Genomic DNA, 16,070 nt, shown 5'->3' on the forward strand with positions numbered 1-16,070 from the left:
CAGCACTATATAATAGGCTAATGTTTTATTAAGAATAATAAGTTTCTTCATCAAAAGTTCCTTCTGACTGATCAATAATCAGTGTAATAGTTGCATCTCCTGTAATATTAATTACAGTTCTAAGCATATCAAGTATTCTATCAATTCCAACTAAAATTGCCACCCCTTCAATAGGCAGATTAATAGCTGAAAGAACCATAGGCAACATAATTAATGAAGCACCTGGTATACCTGCCCCACCAATAGTGCCTATTGTCACCATTAATATTATGACAAAATAATCATGTAACTGTAAAGTTACACCAAAAACTTGAGCAAAGAAAATTGTAGTTAAAGCCAGATTAATAGCAAAGCCATCCATATTAATAGAAGCTCCTAATGGTAAAATAAAATTAGTAGTAGCACTAGACACTCCCAATTTATTCTTACAAACATCCATAGTTGTCACTAAACTAGCCTTGCTGCTACTAGTAGATAAAGCTAGAATTTGGTATTCTATACTTTTTCTATAAAATGGCAGTGGAGAAATACGACAAAACACCATAATTAATACACCAAAAATTAAATATTGCATAATCATTGCTAACACTATTGCAAACATCAGCTTAGACAACCCAAATAATATTCCAATACCATGATTACCAACAACCCATGCAGTTAGTGCAAATGCTCCATAAGGTGCCAATAAAATGATCAACGAAATCATTTTCATAATCATTTTAGAAATAATACTAAATAATTGACGTAATGTAGATGAGTTAGACATCTTATTAAGAGTTATGCCGGTAAATATCGCTAAAAAAACAACTTGTAGTATGTTACTGTAAACAATAGCTCCTAAAGCATTATCAGGAACAATATTTATTAAAAAGCTAACTACATCAAATTTTGTTCTCTCTACATTAGTATGGTTTACAGGCAAATCAATAGTTATGCCTACCCCAGGCTTTAAAATAATAGCAATTCCAATGCCGAACAATACAGCAAATAAAGTTGTCAATGTAAAAGCAATAGTAGCTTTAATGCCAAGCCTACCTAGAGAGTCTGAATTATTTACACTAACAATGCCAGATACTAATGAAAAAAATATCAATGGAGCAATAATCATTTTTATTAAACGTAGAAATATATCACCTATTGGTTTAATATAATCAACATATTCAGGAAACGCAATTCCGGTTATTACACCTAATATAAGACCTAATATTACTTTTTGCCATAACATCATAAAACAAGACATTTTTAGTTAAAAATATAAGATTAACGCAATACTTAAATTAATACTATAGATTAAAGTTAATTACGCTAGCATTAATCAACGTTACATTCATAATTATAGGCTATACATAGTAATTTGAAGACTAACTAATAAAACTGCTTCAACAATAACTATATGGGTTTTAAGCTATATTTTTATATTCATAAAACATACATTTTCAAGCCACAAAATTTTCGTATTTACAGTATGCATAGGATAAATAAGTTTTATTATATCATGATAAGACTTTAATTGCTTCAAATATGAACTTTGAACCTCAAGCTGTGTTTCTGGCACTAAAAAATCAGTTTTGTAATCAACAATAACAATATGATTATTCTTAATTGCTAAGAGATCAATTCTTTTAAATACAAAAACTTTTGTATCATCAATATAAAATGCATCGTTATTACTTCTGATATCAGAATTATCACTCAAGCACATAATTCCTAAGTTCACTTCGCTCTTTAATTCATAACTATTTAATAAATAGTTAAATTCTTGATTAGCAATTAGAACATTTAAAATTTCCTCTACTTTGTTTTTTTGCTTAATAGTTAATAACTTTACATAAGAAGTATTTAAAAAAAGTTTTATGTTTCTATTTTTTGTTATTTCTTCTAAAATTTTATGACAAACAACTCCATAATTAATTCCATGTTCCCCTTCTAATGGACTAAAGCTACTTAATGATATTAAATTAACACTTAAAAACTTTAATTCTAGAATCCTATTTAGCTCAAATCTAAAATCAAAAATCTGTTTTACTAAACTTTTATAGTCATGTTCAGCTTGACTAATATCTTGAATATGAGATTTGCATTCCAATAGATTACTGTATTTAGAAGCAGCTTCTTCTTGAAATGAATTTATTATCTGTGTTAATAATTCTGAAGAAGACTCTACCCTATTGTATACCACTTTATTGATACATGTAAAGTCTAAATTACATTCTCTTCTGCTAATTCCAGGAATCTTAGACATAGATTCCTTAATAATATTATACCAGCATCTTTGAGGCAAAGTTGCTGCAGTATTATAGCCACAAATGATCAATTCATCTTCAGCTCTTGTCATCGCGACATAAAGAAGTCTAAGATATTCTTGATAGTCAGCATGCTTTAAAATTCCTGCCTGAGTCTTTAAATAATTATCACAATGCTTAGATTGTATCGACCATAACATATTACCATCATTATTCCATAATATACCAGAAGGACTAATAGGTAATGTAGTAGTATCAGGTAAAATTACTATAGGAGCTTGCAATCCCTTAGCAGCATGAACAGTCATAATGTTTATACAATCTTGTGTGTCAACATCTCTTTTTATCTCAATATTATTACTATCAAACCAAATAATAAACTCTCTTAAACTATTAGAAAAAGACTTAAAAAAATACTCTACTACTTTTAGAAATTCATCAATAATATCATTTCCATCATCAATATTAATATTGATCAACACTTGCCGATAATTCAATACTTCTATTACCAAATGAAAAAAGTAATCAGGAGTACTAGAACAATACAAAACAATAAATTTATGTAATTTACTAACAATACTTTGATAATATAAATTATCTTTTTCAATGGTAGTTAAAAATTGCCATATACTATCTTTATGTTTTTTGCTTCTACACAGGAAATAAATATCTTCTTCAGCGCAATCAATAAACGGAGATTTAAGTAAACAAGCTAAATTTAAATCATCATCTGGATCAATCACAAACTTTGCAAGAGCAATTAAATCGATAATAGATAAATGGTCTTGCAATGATACTCTGTCAATACCAGATACTTTTAAATTAAGTTTTCTAAGCTCACTAACTAGCTGCTTAACAAACTCATTTCTACGTCTTACTAAAATAAGAAAGTCTGAGCATTGTATTGCTTGCTTAGTTGAAGGTAAAACTCTTTTAGATAAAATTTGCAGATTAACATAATGTGCAATTTGTTTTGCTAGCATATAAGAGCTCTGCATAGAAGTTTGAATACCATTATCTAAAGCATCTGCTATCGGCCAAAAAACTTCCTTACCATCTTTTGACTTATTCTCAACTACTATATCCCATAACTGTACCAAACCATGATCTGCTTCCCTATTACACTTCAATTTTACTAAATCATCACTGCTAAATAACTCAGGCATTTGTAAGCTAATATCTGTAAATACTGCATGAACAACATTTAATACCTCATGAGTAGAGCGATAAGATACATCTAAACTTACAGACTTAAATGGTTTTTTAGCAACATTAAAACTACTATTTAATTCTCTGCTAAGAGTGTTAAATACTTCAACATCAGCTCCCTGAAAGCTATAAATTGCCTGTTTTTTATCTCCTACAACAAAAAAAGTTGAGTTATTATTCTTATTACCCCCAGCAAGTAAATCATTCAGCAAAGTAAGAACAATATTCCACTGCTCTAAACTATTATCCTGAGCTTCATCAACTAGAATATGATCAATTGACTGATCAAGTTTGTATAGTATCCAATCTTTACTTGAAGTATTCCTTAACAATTTATGCGTGTAACGAATTAAATCATCATAATCAAGGTAATTATGAGATAATTTATACTGTTGGTAAAAATGAAGCACTGCAGTGCTAATTCTATATAAATGATAAGTCGACTCTATGATTTTTAAAGTATTAAGTCTATCATGCACTTGCAAAATATCTTCTTGTAACAGTGAAAAATATTCACTTAAATCAGGATATTTATTTTTAAAATCCTGGCTAATTAAATTACGTCTTTTTAATCCATTATTTGTTAAAAACAAAGCCATTATTTCGTCAAGTTGCTGAATAAAAGATGAATAATCTAATTTTTTATATTCAATAAATTTAGCTACAAATTGACTGCTTATTTTATTACTAATTTGATAGTCATAATCAAAAACAGGACATTGAGTAAATTTGACAAAAAATTGCTTAACAATTGACTCCTTATCACTAAGGCTAAAATTTTGCATTAGAAAAGTTTGATAATCTTCAGCAGTTGAATAATGTTCTAATAAAGACAAAAATTTTCGCTGATCAGCTATTATATTATCAATTAGTTGAGTGATACTGTTTTCATGCTTATAATTAGCAATAAATTCTAGAGATACATGTATCTCGCTGCTACTATGAATTAAATTCTGCTGAATAAAATAAATTATTTCTTTGGTTTTCAACTCATCTAAAATAGTAAAATTTGCATTAATACCAGCTTCTACTGAAAATTTTTGCAGTAAATTTTGACAAAAACTATGAATAGTTTGAATAGCGATATTTTCTTTTGCCTGCAAATATTCATTGCATAAAGACCTGGCGCGTAATACTTGACTATCTGTTGGGTTTATACCTAACATATTATGCATACTAGCAACTAGCATAGCATTATCCATACAAGCCCAGCTCTTTAACTGAGCAATCACTCGATCTAGCATTTCATTAGCAGCTGCATTAGTAAATGTTAAGCATAATATTTTTTGCAGCTTGGCACCTGATAATAATAACCTTAATACTCTATCAGTTAAAACTTTAGTTTTCCCTGTACCTGCGGAGGCAGACACCCAACATGATACATACGGATCAGAAGCTATTAGTTGATTAATGTTCACAATACTAAGTATTAATAATTAGGCATAAAGATATCATATACAGTCCCTAATCCTAACAATGAGCTAGCCCAAGAAGTCACATCTGCATATTGTATAACTATCACACAAGCTGGAACTAGCTTAAAGTTATTTTTTTTCTGTTGTGCTACTGTTAACCTATAAAACTCATATAAGTATGGATTATGGCCTATAATAAGTAATGATTGTATATCATCTGGTTGCTGTTGAATGATATCGATAATATTTTCTACATTACTTTGATACATCTTGTCTATTATATCAATATTATTATCATTAATGCTAATTGAACTCACTGTTTTTACAATATTTAATGTTTCAAGTGTACGAGCACTGGGAGAACATAATACTTTTTCAATATTAAATTTATTTAGAAAATAAGATGCATTTGTTACTACTTGCCTTCCTAATTCACTAAGCGGTCTAGCAAAATCATTAATATTATGCTTAGCATCACCATGTCTCATTAGCAATATCTGTTTCACTTATTCACCATTTATATTTTAAAAAACACTTCAATCATCTTTACTCTAAGATATGAATAACTTTCATTCTAAGTTACTATTTAACAAATCTATAAAAGAATATAGACCAATTTTATTTCTACCTAAAAGCCACTCTGCAGCTGTCAGAGCTCCCTTAGCAAATAAAGAACGATTCATAGACTGATGCTGAACTGAAAGTATATCATCTTGTCCAATAAACATTACTTCATGCCGGCACGGCATTTCTCCAGCCCTTATAGAAGAAAACCCAATATCATTTTTCTTTGTAGTACAATTTTTCTTCTGCTTGTCTATCGTAAAGTTATGCGCACTATTCTCTGTCAATTGAAAATCATTATCATTCTCATTCTGTTGCAGTTCAGCATTTTGCTCAAAGTATGCAGCATGATTCTGTTTGATATTTCTACCTTTAGCAACAGCTTTACCAAGCATAATAGCAGTTCCAGAAGGAATATCTACCTTGCTTTTATGATGCATTTCAATAATTTCAACATCGTAGCCAGGATTCAGCAGTCTAGCTATTTTTTCTATCATAATATTCATAACATTAGCTGCCAAACTCATATTTGGAGAATAAAAAATAGGCACACTATTACTAGTCTCTCTCATCAGATATTCATGCTCTTTTGATAATCCAGTGGTTCCTATAACCAATGGCACCATATTTTTCTTAGCATGATGTAATAGTTGCGGTAGTACATCTATAGCTGAAAAATCAATAACTACATCAGATTTTTGACATAACAGCGATAAATTACCCTCATCATCTTGACTAGAATGAGTTGCTGACAATTGATATTGAGCCTGATTATTGATTATTTTAGTAACCTCTTGCCCCATTCTACCACTTGCACCACATACACCTACTCTTATAACAGCACTATTTTCTATCATTAGCTATTAATACCATTTTTGTTTTAACTTAGTTATTATACCATTATTTTGAAGTTTTAATATCGACTTATTAACTTCAGCTATTAAGTTACTACCTTTAGAAGACGCAATAACAAATTCAGAAATACTGTCATCAATAATAAATTTTTTAAGTTTAGGATTATCAGCAACAAATTTAGCAGCTTGTATATCTTCAAGAATAACTGCATCAATAATTTTAGACTTCAGTTCTTCAACTAAAATTAAATTATTATCAAGAAACCGTAACTTTGAATTATCGCTATCCTTATTAATATTCTCAGCTATGTCTTGCCAAGTTGTACCAAGCTGAGCACCAATGATTTTACCTTTAATATCTTGACAATCAGCAAAATTACTATCAGTTCTAAATAACACAGCAACTTTTGATGTTAGGTAAACATTGCTAAAATTCACATGCTCTTTTCTTTGATCAGACTTAGATAAACCAGCTATAACTAAATCTAGCTGCTTTAAAGATAAAGCAAGCAGTAGTCCAGGAAAATCAAAATTTTTAATTACTACTTCTTTTCCTAAATCTTGACCAATTAACTTAACTATATCAATATCTAGACCAACAATTTCATCGTCTTTAAAGAACTCATATGGTGGATTATCAGCAGCTGTTCCTACCAATAATACATTGCTTTTTACATGCTGGTTCTTCGATTGAATTTTTATATAAGCTAAATAGTTTAGCAACATCAATATTAATACAGTAATGAACATAAATGAGCGTTTAGTCATAAAAAATTTCCTTTTAACTTTAGAACCTTTATCAGCATCATACATAATACTTGCACCATTAAATTACAAGCACAGGCAATATTCATAACTTCCACAAAAATATCAAAATAATTACTTTAAAACCCGAGCTTGATATTTGATGCTGTCTTTTATGCTTCATAACGCCAGATTAGGATAAGAAAAAGCATGAAAGGCATAATGCAAAAGGTATACAAGAAATAATGCGCAATTATAATTATGTGATATATTTAAATATAATTTCAATTAATAACAGTTTATTTATTGCTCATATTTCTACAAGTATTAGTTCATAATACTATACTTAATAACCTGAACATTGACCATTGTAACACTTGTATATATATCTCTTTCTAACTGTTTCTTATTCTAAATTTGCATTTGCAAACATTCGAGCAATAAATAAATGGCTATTAATTAAAACTATATTTAATATATCACATAATTATAATTGCACATTATCTCTTGTATACCTTTTGTATTATGCTTTCCCTGCTTTCTCTTATCCTAAACTGGCGTTAATAATGTGTAACTACCTTTCTGAATTAAGCTATATATACCTTCACATTGCATGTGCTAAACTCATAATGCTTATCCTTATTGCTGCTATGCGTAAATTATTGCATACTATTTATGATGTATAGAATTAGGTGTACCGAAGAAAGCATATAAACAAGTAATAAATTGTTCAAAATTATGTAACTATTGTTTAACAACCAGATTCATGTTAGCATAAAATTATATATATGTATTACAAATGAGAAAATGAACATTAATAGCAAGTTCACTATATCTTCTATGTTGAAGAAAAAATAATTTTTTCTTCATTAATAGCCGTGAAAGCAAAAAATAATGAAATAATCTTTACTTTAATATCACTGATAGTTAGTATGCTAATTTTAAGCTTTGCTTCAGTACCAATCTATAGTTTATTTTGTAAAGTCACAGGGTTTGGAGGTACCGTACGACAGCAAATTGTAAGCTCTAAAAAAAAAGGTAAGAAACAAATAACTATAAACTTTGACGCAAATATTGAACAAAATTTACAATGGCAATTTATTCCAAAACAAAAAAGTATTACTGTTACTACTGGTGAAAATAATTTAGTATTTTATTATTCACGTAATCTAACAAACCGTGATATAGTTGGAACTGCAATTTATAATGTAACTCCAAATAAAGCAGGGAAATATTTTGTCAAAATTTATTGTTTTTGTTTTGAAGAACAATTATTAAAAAAACAAGAAGAAATCTTAATGCCGGTATCATTTTATATAGATCCAGCTATAGAAGATGATCCATATATGAATGATGTTAATACTATTACTCTATCATATACTTTTTTTAAGATAAGAGAGCAATAGATTTTTTTGAAACTCAAAATCAATAGACCTTTTGTGAAATGCTAACATTAATTAGAATTATGATTTAATAAGAGAAAAGTAAGTACGGTAGATAATCTTTGTAATAGTAATGTTACTGCTATTTTTAACTTGCAATAAAAGTATTTTTTGATGTTTATATAGAAGCTATATTGGTTAAAAAGTTAACTTCTGAACAAACAATAATATTAGATAATATAATACGAGTTCAATATAAGAAGATAGGATCAAAATGTTAGAATAAGGATTATAGAAATAGATTAACGTAAGTATAATAGGATTGACAGAAATAAGAGATAGTTATAAAAAGATAAGAGTAAGTATAAAGATCTGAAGAAAACAGAAGAACTGAATATAATCCCTATAGTATAAATTTCCGAGTTAATAGTTGATTTTTACACGTATAAAGCTTTTTACTTATATTGCCTAAATCAATATTGTAGGAAACCATTAATGGTTAGTTAAAAAATCTTTTCTACATTGATCATACTCGCTATAGGTCTGCTATGTATTAACTAATTCTTCTAGCTGACTTGCTTGCTTATGTTTTAAACTTAACAAAATTTCTGTTTCTTTTTTTCGCAAATTTTAAATGATCTCCCATTCTCTTTTTCTATACCTCAGCTTTGATATCTTAATTATATCGTATTTTGGTAAATACAAGCTTTTTCACTTAAGAATACTAACATGTTGTTTAAGTTATCCAAAAAGCTAGCTACTTATCTTCTTAGCAGACTTTTGGCTTAATGTTTTTTTCATACTAGATTTTTATGAACTTGTTATGACTTTCATTTTATTATAACTTACAACTAAATATCTTAAATATCATATTAAGGATTGTTATTATTATCGTTTGTATTGACATTATCCGTAATAACTTTCTTCCCATTATAAGTTCCATGAGTCATACATACATGGTGCGAGAGTCTATATTCTCCTGTTTTTGCATCTGTGATAACATTTACCTTAGCTAATGCATGGTGTGATCTGCGCATTCTTGTCTTAGATGCAGAAGTTCTTTTTTTAGGTACTGCCATATATGTCCTCGATAAAATTTTATAATTTGTAATTTTTATATATTAAATTAGAACATAATATATTATATTTTATCAATGAAATCCAGCTAATTAATAATGCGATATAATATGGTTTACTTTAGAGTTTTTATTAAGAGAATATTTTTATTATTGAGTCTATTATTAATATTAAGTGCTAGTACTATTGACTATCATGGTAAGTACATTCGAGATGAGCAGATAGAACAGTTACAAGAAAAATTACTACGCCAAGATGTTAGTTTGTCTAAGCTTGATGTTATTAATTTAATAGGCGCTCCTTCTTTTATATCAGCAGACAATTTAAATATCTGGTATTACATCCATTATACCACCAAAGTAAATAATCTTTGGTTTAATAAATTACTGGCTCAAAGAATTGTTATACTAACTTTTAATGCTGATAATGACAAATTAATGCGTATATTAGTTTTTGATAACTAATCTTGCTATAATAAAATATACATAGAGAAGTGTGACAATAAATCAAAAGAAATAAAGAGTTCAAAATCAATGCAGATACATTATATTTAGAAAATAAAGTAATTAAAACAGTAATGTAGTTAGCAAGAAAAGTAGTGATATAAGATGCTCGCTTAATTAAAGAAATACCATAGGTATTTGCTAAAGTCTTCTAAAGAAACAAACAAAACTATCATGATTTCTTATAGAAAATTTTAGCAAATATTTTAATCAAGAATTATGAAAATATATGTTTAAAACTATATATAGTCATTTACAATAGACCTCTTTCGAAACTGGTTAAGGTAGTTCAAAATTATAAATGCCAAAGATCAAAATAAATCTAAGAACGAATCTTTTACGTCTATTTCGATATTTGTAAGCAATAATTTTGAACTACCTTAACCAGTTTCGAAAGAGGTCTATTGTAAATGACTACAAATATAAGCTTCAAGAGATCTATAGCCCTTATTCTTCTCTAACATATCTTATATCAAACTTATGTTATATTATGACTTTATTAACTTTAACCCCATCTTTTCATAAAAGCTATATTCTCGGTCCCAACTAGGCCTTATTTTTACAAATAAAATTAAGCATACTTTAAGATTAAGAATTTGCTGCATAGCAAATCTAGCCTTTTGTCCAATGCTCTTGATTCTACTGCCTGCTTTACCAAGAATTATTGCCTTATAGTTATCCTTATTAGCTACAATTGCTTGATAAATTTTAACACTGCCATCATTTAGTTGTTCCCATCTTTCATGCTCAACTGTTATATTATATGGTAATTCCTGATGTAGCGCTAAAAATAGTTGCTCTCTAGTAATTTCTTGAGCTAAAAACTTCATACTAGCAGTAGTAATATCATCTTCATCATATAACCAAGGCCTAATAGGAGCTATAGTAGATATATATTGAAGCAATTCTTGTACTCCATTTCCATTTAATGCCGATATTGCTATAATTTTAGCATTAATAGATAATTGTTTTAAATCATTCATTAACTGAGTTAAGTTATTTAGGCCAATATCAATTTTGTTTAAAATAATGCAAAACTTAATTTTTTGTGATATTAATCTAGTTAAAATAATTTGAATTTGCTCATTTAATTTTTTAGTAATATCTATTATCAACAATGCTATATCTGCTCCAACAATGCTTGTCCATGCGCATCGCACCATTGCTTTTTCTAATGTTTTTTTTGGTTGGAATATTCCAGGAGTATCAATAAAAATCAATTGTGTAAGGTTGTAAGTTACAATCCCAGTAATAGCAGATCTAGTAGTTTGGACTTTTGGAGTCACAATAGAGATTTTTTGTCCTATTAATCTATTTAGTAAGGTTGACTTACCAGAGTTTGGCATACCCAATATGCTCACAACCATTGTCTTTTGTTGTTTATCTAGTCGATTTTTAGACTCTGTCATTGAATATTACTTCCTTCCTGAAAGTTAAAAAGCTCAAGAATAAAAAACTCATCTGTAAGTAATTTGGATTGTAGATCGTAAGATAATTTAATTGGCTCTTTATCTAAACTATTTCTAAAATATTTTCCTTTTGTTAACACTGTTCTCTTTCCAGCTGGAATTTTATCAAAAAGAGCATATGAAAAAATCATTGGATAATCATTCTCTCCTAAATGCATTTCTATTTTTTGATCTTCACTAGTAGTATCATATATGACTGTTCCATCAAGCTTGCTGATTTTGGCATCAAAAGTTGCAAAATGCCCGCATAAATATGGTACTTTATATGGTACTATTTCATCATCCCAAATTCTAATTTCGTTTTGGTTAATACTAGTTAAAGATGCAATATCTTGTAATGTAATTTGAATCTTATATGCTTTACTATTAGATTGATTGGTTACTGTATCAAGATTCATATACTGCTGAGGAATTATCGCTTCTCTAACTTCTCCAACACGCATACCTACTGTTATATTATCAATACTATCAGCTTTTCTTGTATCGCCAAGCTTCAGTGTCTTCACTTTTTCTTCAATAATAACATCGTTTTCATCAGTGATACGATAAGAAATAGTTACTGTTTGCCCGCAATAAGCTGGCCCTTTAGCTTCTGGTATCTTAGTAATGTCTTTGATATCAAAGATATAGTTAATAAGCGCAATATTATTAATTTTAGTATTGCTACCAACTGCTAAGTTAGATTTTTGTTCAACTGGATGAACCAAATTTTTAAATAGCTGTTTTCCTGTATCTGTCTTCAAAACATTGATTAAAACCTTAGAAATAGATTTTTCAAAAAAATTGCCTTCAAGCTCATTAAACTCTGGTTCTTTGCTGTTTATTTCTGTGGCAGCAGAAGAACTATCAACTACGTCATTACTATTGTTGTTAGTTTGTAAAAAGTCAATAAACTTACCAGTAACTAATACATAGATAATAGCACCAATTGTAATAAGATTAATAATTTTTTGCATTATATATATTATTTTTAATGAACTTTTTCAGTTAAAAGGCTGTTTTGATATCTAAGAAAAGTAAATTTTATGTAAAACACATATATTTGGAAATTTAATTTTAAAATAATAGCATAAAATCTTTCCACAATATGCAGTAATACTATAAACTAACCCTTGCATTACTCAAATTTAATTCTTTTATCTATGCTACAAAAGGATTCTCAAAATTGAATATTACTATCAGCTATTTTTTTTGCCTCATTTTCCGAGATCAAATTATTAATGATTTCGTCTAATTTACCCTCTTGAATAATTTCTTCGATTTTATATAACGTAAGGTTAATTCTATGATCAGTTACTCTACCTTGAGGATAATTATAAGTTCTAATACGTTCTGAACGATCGCCAGTTCCAACTTGAACTTTTCGTGATATTGCTTGCTCTTGCTTGCTTTTTTGTTTTTCTAAGTCATATAATCTAGCATACAATATTTTCATTGCCTTAGCTTTATTTTTATGTTGTGATTTCTCATCTTGTTGAGATACTACAACACCAGTAGGAATATGAGTAATTCTTACTGCGGAATCAGTTGTATTAACATGCTGTCCTCCAGCCCCAGATGCGCGGTATGTATCTATTTTAAGATCTTTAGCATCAATTTTTACATCAACTTCTTCAGCTTCTGGAAGAACTACAACAGTTGCAGCAGAAGTATGTATTCTACCATTTGATTCTGTTTTAGGTATTCTCTGGACTCTATGTACTCCTGATTCAAATTTTAAATTAGCAAATACACCGTTTCCACTAATCAAAGCTGATGCTTCCTTACATCCACCAATTTCTGTATCTGATATCGATAAAAGTTCAAACTTCCACTTTTTACGTTCAGCATATTTATTGTACATCTGAAATAGAGATGCTGCAAATAACGCCGCTTCATCTCCGCCAGTGCCTGCTCTAACTTCAATAATTGCATTTTTATGATCATCACTCTCTTTAGGAAGGAGAGATATTTTAACTTCTTCTTCTAACTTTGGCAAATAATTTAAGGTATCATATAATTCAACTTCTGCTATTGACTTTAATTCTAAATCCTGTTCTGTATCAATTACTTGTTGCAAGTATTTTATATTTTCATGAGCTTTTAAATAGCGATTAAGTTTTTCAATTATAGGCTTAAGATTAGAATATTCTTTAGAAATTAAAGCTAGCTCTTTATTGTCCAGCTTACCACCATTTAAATCAGCTTCAAGATCTTGATATTTTTGTAAAATTTTATTCAAGTGAACAGTAAAACTCATATTTTTCGATACTTATTTGCTCAAAATTATTAAAGTCATACTTCTAAAGTTAAGATCAGTCAAATACTTCCTATTAATCAAGAATTATTATCATGACTCATGCAAAAGTCAAGAAATGAAAATAGACCTTTTCAGCTAAATGAAAGATATAGCATAAATCAAAAAGCAAGTCACAACATAAGAGAAAGAAGGGTATTGTAAAGAAAAAATAAGGTGGGATAGAAAATATGGCAGCAGCATATTCATATAATTTAAGAAAAAGAGTAATGAAATTAATAAAAGAATGAGAAACAATATCAAAATCAAGCATAGATTTAATATAATTAGTGTTTGATATAAGAAGATAGAATAGGAGATAGTAAGGATTAGAGGTTTTCTACTTAATAAACGTCAATTTAGGATAAGGAGTCAGGAGAAGAAGAAGAGATAAGATGGGGATTAAGTTTAGAGATAGAATAACTAGCAAGAGAAGCAATTATATGAACAAAGAAATTAAGAGGAGAACGGTGTCTAGTATGCTCTAAAAGCATATGTTTTTTAGTACATTAAAGACAGACTCAATTAAAGAACGTTTATTTAATAACCGATTATCTTGCATGTCCAATAAATATGTTTTCATATCTTTACGAAGATTAGTAAATAAACGTAAACCATTGGTCAACAGTTGATGAAATAACTCTTTAGATATGTAAGCTTTATCACTAAACAATTTACCAGATAAGCCTTTAGAAAAAAACTGAAGATACAGATAGGTGGCTTTTATTATTTTAACTGACATTATTTCGCCTTTATTATTGATTATAAGATGTACTATAGGTAAAATTGGTCTTCTAAGGCAGATAGTATATCAGTATGAAGATTTATAGTCATTTACAATGAGGTTTGAGCATAGAAAAAAGCAACAATAGCGTCATAAGATTTACCAACAGGATATTTTATATGCAAACTTCATTGTAAATGACTATATATAGGTTTGGCATAAAAATTTTTTTCAACCTATTTTCAACCTTTTGAACAAAAATTTGACTGTAATTTTATAAAAAAATTATTTTCTAAAACACCTACTATAGCTGTATTTTTGGAGATGAAAAATGCGCCCTGTAGTAATAGTTGTAATATTATTAAAAATAATAGTAACAATAATGACACAATATTTTATAACTTTATTGGAAATATCATTCCACCAGAATGGAGAAAGCTAAGTGGAGATAATGGAAAAGCATTAAGTAAAACATCTAAACAGCTTTTATCATTCATAGTATTTAGACTACATATCTATTACAACAAAGATATAGATGAATTACAGGAAAGTTATCAACTTTTATGAAGATAAAGCTGAATGTTGGTCAAAGAAGAGTTAGGCAATGCTTAGTAGAATTAAGAGATGCAGGTTTTATTGAAGTTGAAAATAGGACAATAATTAAAGACAATGTTAAGTTACGTAATGTTCCTTGCATAAAAATTCTGAAAAATTTTCAGCACTATAGTGAAAAAGGAAAAGAAGAAAATATAGCCTTACCAGAAAAAAAATTTCGTCCCAACATGAAAGAAATTTCAGGTCAACCTGAAACTTTTTTCAGGGACATATATAGATATATAAAAAAAATCTAAAATATCTAGATCTACTGAAGGTGAGTTAGTAGAGAATAACAAAAATGAAAATGAAGAACAAAATTTTCAAAATGTTGATGATTTTGAAAATGATATACGGACTTCAACTAAAAATCGCAATAAAGACATTGAATCACTAATAACAAAGATTCTCAAGTCTTCGAATGGTAAAAAAGAATGGTTCAAAAGGTACAGGCTAGAAGACTTTTACCCAACTAACACCAGAAGATGTAGTTACACTGCAACATAAGTCTGATAGAGGTTTTAACATATACTTTATCAACAAATTACTATTAAAGCTAGCAGATCAATATTCGAATTATCATTTTGGCGGTAAGGCATCAGTTCTAAACTATATGGCAAAAGCGTTAGCAAATGAATTACGAACTACTGATCAGGCAAATAGTGACAACTGTGGATTTGATAACGTAGAAAAATTTAATAAGGAAAAATATCTTGCGCAAATTGAAACAAGGACAAATCTTAGTAAGGAAAGCCAGTTGAAGCATAAAATTGCTGGTTCTTTTGAAGCAGCTATGGCTTATCAAATTTTGACTTCTTGTAGTTTTGGGCCAGCAGTTCGAACTAAGTTTTTTGTTAAGTTGCTTAAAAATATTACACTAACAGAATGTGATAGATCAAAGATATTACAAGCTGTACAAGATGTATATGGATACGACAAGAATTACAAGTTACACCATTTGAGCAACTCAAAACTGTTTCACAGAAACAAATCAATGAAGAAGAGTATCTCTTGAAT

14 protein-coding genes and 2 pseudogenes are annotated in these 16,070 nt (G+C 28.7%); 5 read left to right on the plus strand and 11 right to left on the minus strand.

Features of this window, described 5'->3' with window-relative positions; genetic code table 11:
* Positions 1-28: 28 nt before the first annotated feature.
* The 5 genes from OTBS_RS02075 to OTBS_RS02095 all read right to left on the minus strand — a co-directional run bounded on the left by OTBS_RS02075 (position 29) and on the right by OTBS_RS02095 (position 7,098).
* Positions 29-1,228 carry a dicarboxylate/amino acid:cation symporter gene (locus OTBS_RS02075; protein WP_041621119.1) on the minus strand — a complete coding sequence of 400 codons (1,200 nt, stop codon included), beginning with the start codon at positions 1,226-1,228 and terminating at the stop codon, positions 29-31.
* A 177-nt stretch (positions 1,229-1,405) separates the two neighbouring features.
* Positions 1,406-4,822 carry a UvrD-helicase domain-containing protein gene (locus tag OTBS_RS02080; protein WP_232488861.1) on the minus strand — a complete coding sequence of 1,139 codons (3,417 nt, stop codon included), beginning with the start codon at positions 4,820-4,822 and terminating at the stop codon, positions 1,406-1,408.
* Between the two features lie 59 nt (positions 4,823-4,881).
* Complete coding sequence (locus tag OTBS_RS02085; protein WP_011944487.1) at positions 4,882-5,373, minus strand: SixA phosphatase family protein; 492 nt, start codon at positions 5,371-5,373, stop codon at positions 4,882-4,884.
* 63 nt (positions 5,374-5,436) lie between these two features.
* Positions 5,437-6,288, minus strand: a complete 852-nt coding sequence (locus OTBS_RS02090; RefSeq protein ID WP_011944488.1) for a 4-hydroxy-tetrahydrodipicolinate reductase — start codon at positions 6,286-6,288, stop codon at positions 5,437-5,439.
* A gap of 6 nt (positions 6,289-6,294) precedes the next feature.
* Positions 6,295-7,098, minus strand: a complete 804-nt coding sequence (locus OTBS_RS02095) for an ABC transporter substrate-binding protein (protein WP_011944489.1) — start codon at positions 7,096-7,098, stop codon at positions 6,295-6,297.
* Positions 7,099-7,907: 809 nt separating this feature from the next.
* On the opposite strand from OTBS_RS02095, the gene OTBS_RS02100 reads away from it, so the two are divergent.
* Positions 7,908-8,435 carry a cytochrome c oxidase assembly protein gene (locus tag OTBS_RS02100; RefSeq protein ID WP_011944490.1) on the plus strand — a complete coding sequence of 176 codons (528 nt, stop codon included), beginning with the start codon at positions 7,908-7,910 and terminating at the stop codon, positions 8,433-8,435.
* Between the two features lie 848 nt (positions 8,436-9,283).
* Here OTBS_RS02100 and rpmF read toward each other — a convergent pair.
* Complete coding sequence (rpmF, locus tag OTBS_RS02105; protein ID WP_011944491.1) at positions 9,284-9,490, minus strand: 50S ribosomal protein L32; 207 nt, start codon at positions 9,488-9,490, stop codon at positions 9,284-9,286.
* Positions 9,491-9,586: 96 nt separating this feature from the next.
* Between rpmF and OTBS_RS02110 the strand changes: the two genes are divergently transcribed.
* Positions 9,587-9,952: an outer membrane protein assembly factor BamE gene (locus tag OTBS_RS02110; RefSeq protein WP_011944492.1), complete on the plus strand. Its 366-nt coding sequence runs from the start codon at positions 9,587-9,589 to the stop codon at positions 9,950-9,952.
* A 318-nt stretch (positions 9,953-10,270) separates the two neighbouring features.
* On the opposite strand, the pseudogene OTBS_RS13805 reads toward OTBS_RS02110, so the two are convergent.
* The 5 genes and pseudogenes from OTBS_RS13805 to OTBS_RS02130 form a co-directional block, all read right to left on the minus strand.
* Positions 10,271-10,366: pseudogene (locus tag OTBS_RS13805) on the minus strand (IS5/IS1182 family transposase); the annotation flags it as partial.
* Positions 10,367-10,479: 113 nt separating this feature from the next.
* Complete coding sequence (era, locus tag OTBS_RS02115; protein WP_011944493.1) at positions 10,480-11,400, minus strand: GTPase Era; 921 nt, start codon at positions 11,398-11,400, stop codon at positions 10,480-10,482.
* Positions 11,397-12,416, minus strand: a complete 1,020-nt coding sequence (locus tag OTBS_RS02120) for an FKBP-type peptidyl-prolyl cis-trans isomerase (RefSeq protein WP_011944494.1) — start codon at positions 12,414-12,416, stop codon at positions 11,397-11,399. The genes era and OTBS_RS02120 overlap by 4 nt, the downstream gene beginning before the upstream one ends.
* 203 nt (positions 12,417-12,619) lie before the next feature.
* Complete coding sequence (gene prfA / locus OTBS_RS02125) at positions 12,620-13,699, minus strand: peptide chain release factor 1 (RefSeq protein ID WP_011944495.1); 1,080 nt, start codon at positions 13,697-13,699, stop codon at positions 12,620-12,622.
* Between the two features lie 395 nt (positions 13,700-14,094).
* Positions 14,095-14,510 (minus strand): annotated as a pseudogene (locus tag OTBS_RS02130) (transposase); the annotation flags it as partial.
* 273 nt (positions 14,511-14,783) lie between these two features.
* On the opposite strand from OTBS_RS02130, the gene OTBS_RS17810 reads away from it, so the two are divergent.
* The 3 genes from OTBS_RS17810 to OTBS_RS17820 all read left to right on the plus strand — a co-directional run bounded on the left by OTBS_RS17810 (position 14,784) and on the right by OTBS_RS17820 (position 16,068).
* A complete protein-coding gene (locus tag OTBS_RS17810; RefSeq protein WP_332370164.1) occupies positions 14,784-15,026 on the plus strand; it encodes a hypothetical protein in 243 nt (80 codons plus the stop codon).
* A complete protein-coding gene (locus OTBS_RS17815) occupies positions 15,023-15,310 on the plus strand; it encodes a hypothetical protein (RefSeq protein ID WP_332370165.1) in 288 nt (95 codons plus the stop codon). The genes OTBS_RS17810 and OTBS_RS17815 overlap by 4 nt, the downstream gene beginning before the upstream one ends.
* Positions 15,311-15,666: 356 nt before the next feature.
* Positions 15,667-16,068, plus strand: coding sequence for a hypothetical protein (locus tag OTBS_RS17820; RefSeq protein WP_332370166.1), 402 nt, complete (start codon positions 15,667-15,669; stop codon positions 16,066-16,068).
* Positions 16,069-16,070: the final 2 nt, after the last annotated feature.

Source organism: Orientia tsutsugamushi str. Boryong (assembly GCF_000063545.1).
Classification (GTDB): Bacteria; Pseudomonadota; Alphaproteobacteria; order Rickettsiales; family Rickettsiaceae; genus Orientia; species Orientia tsutsugamushi_C.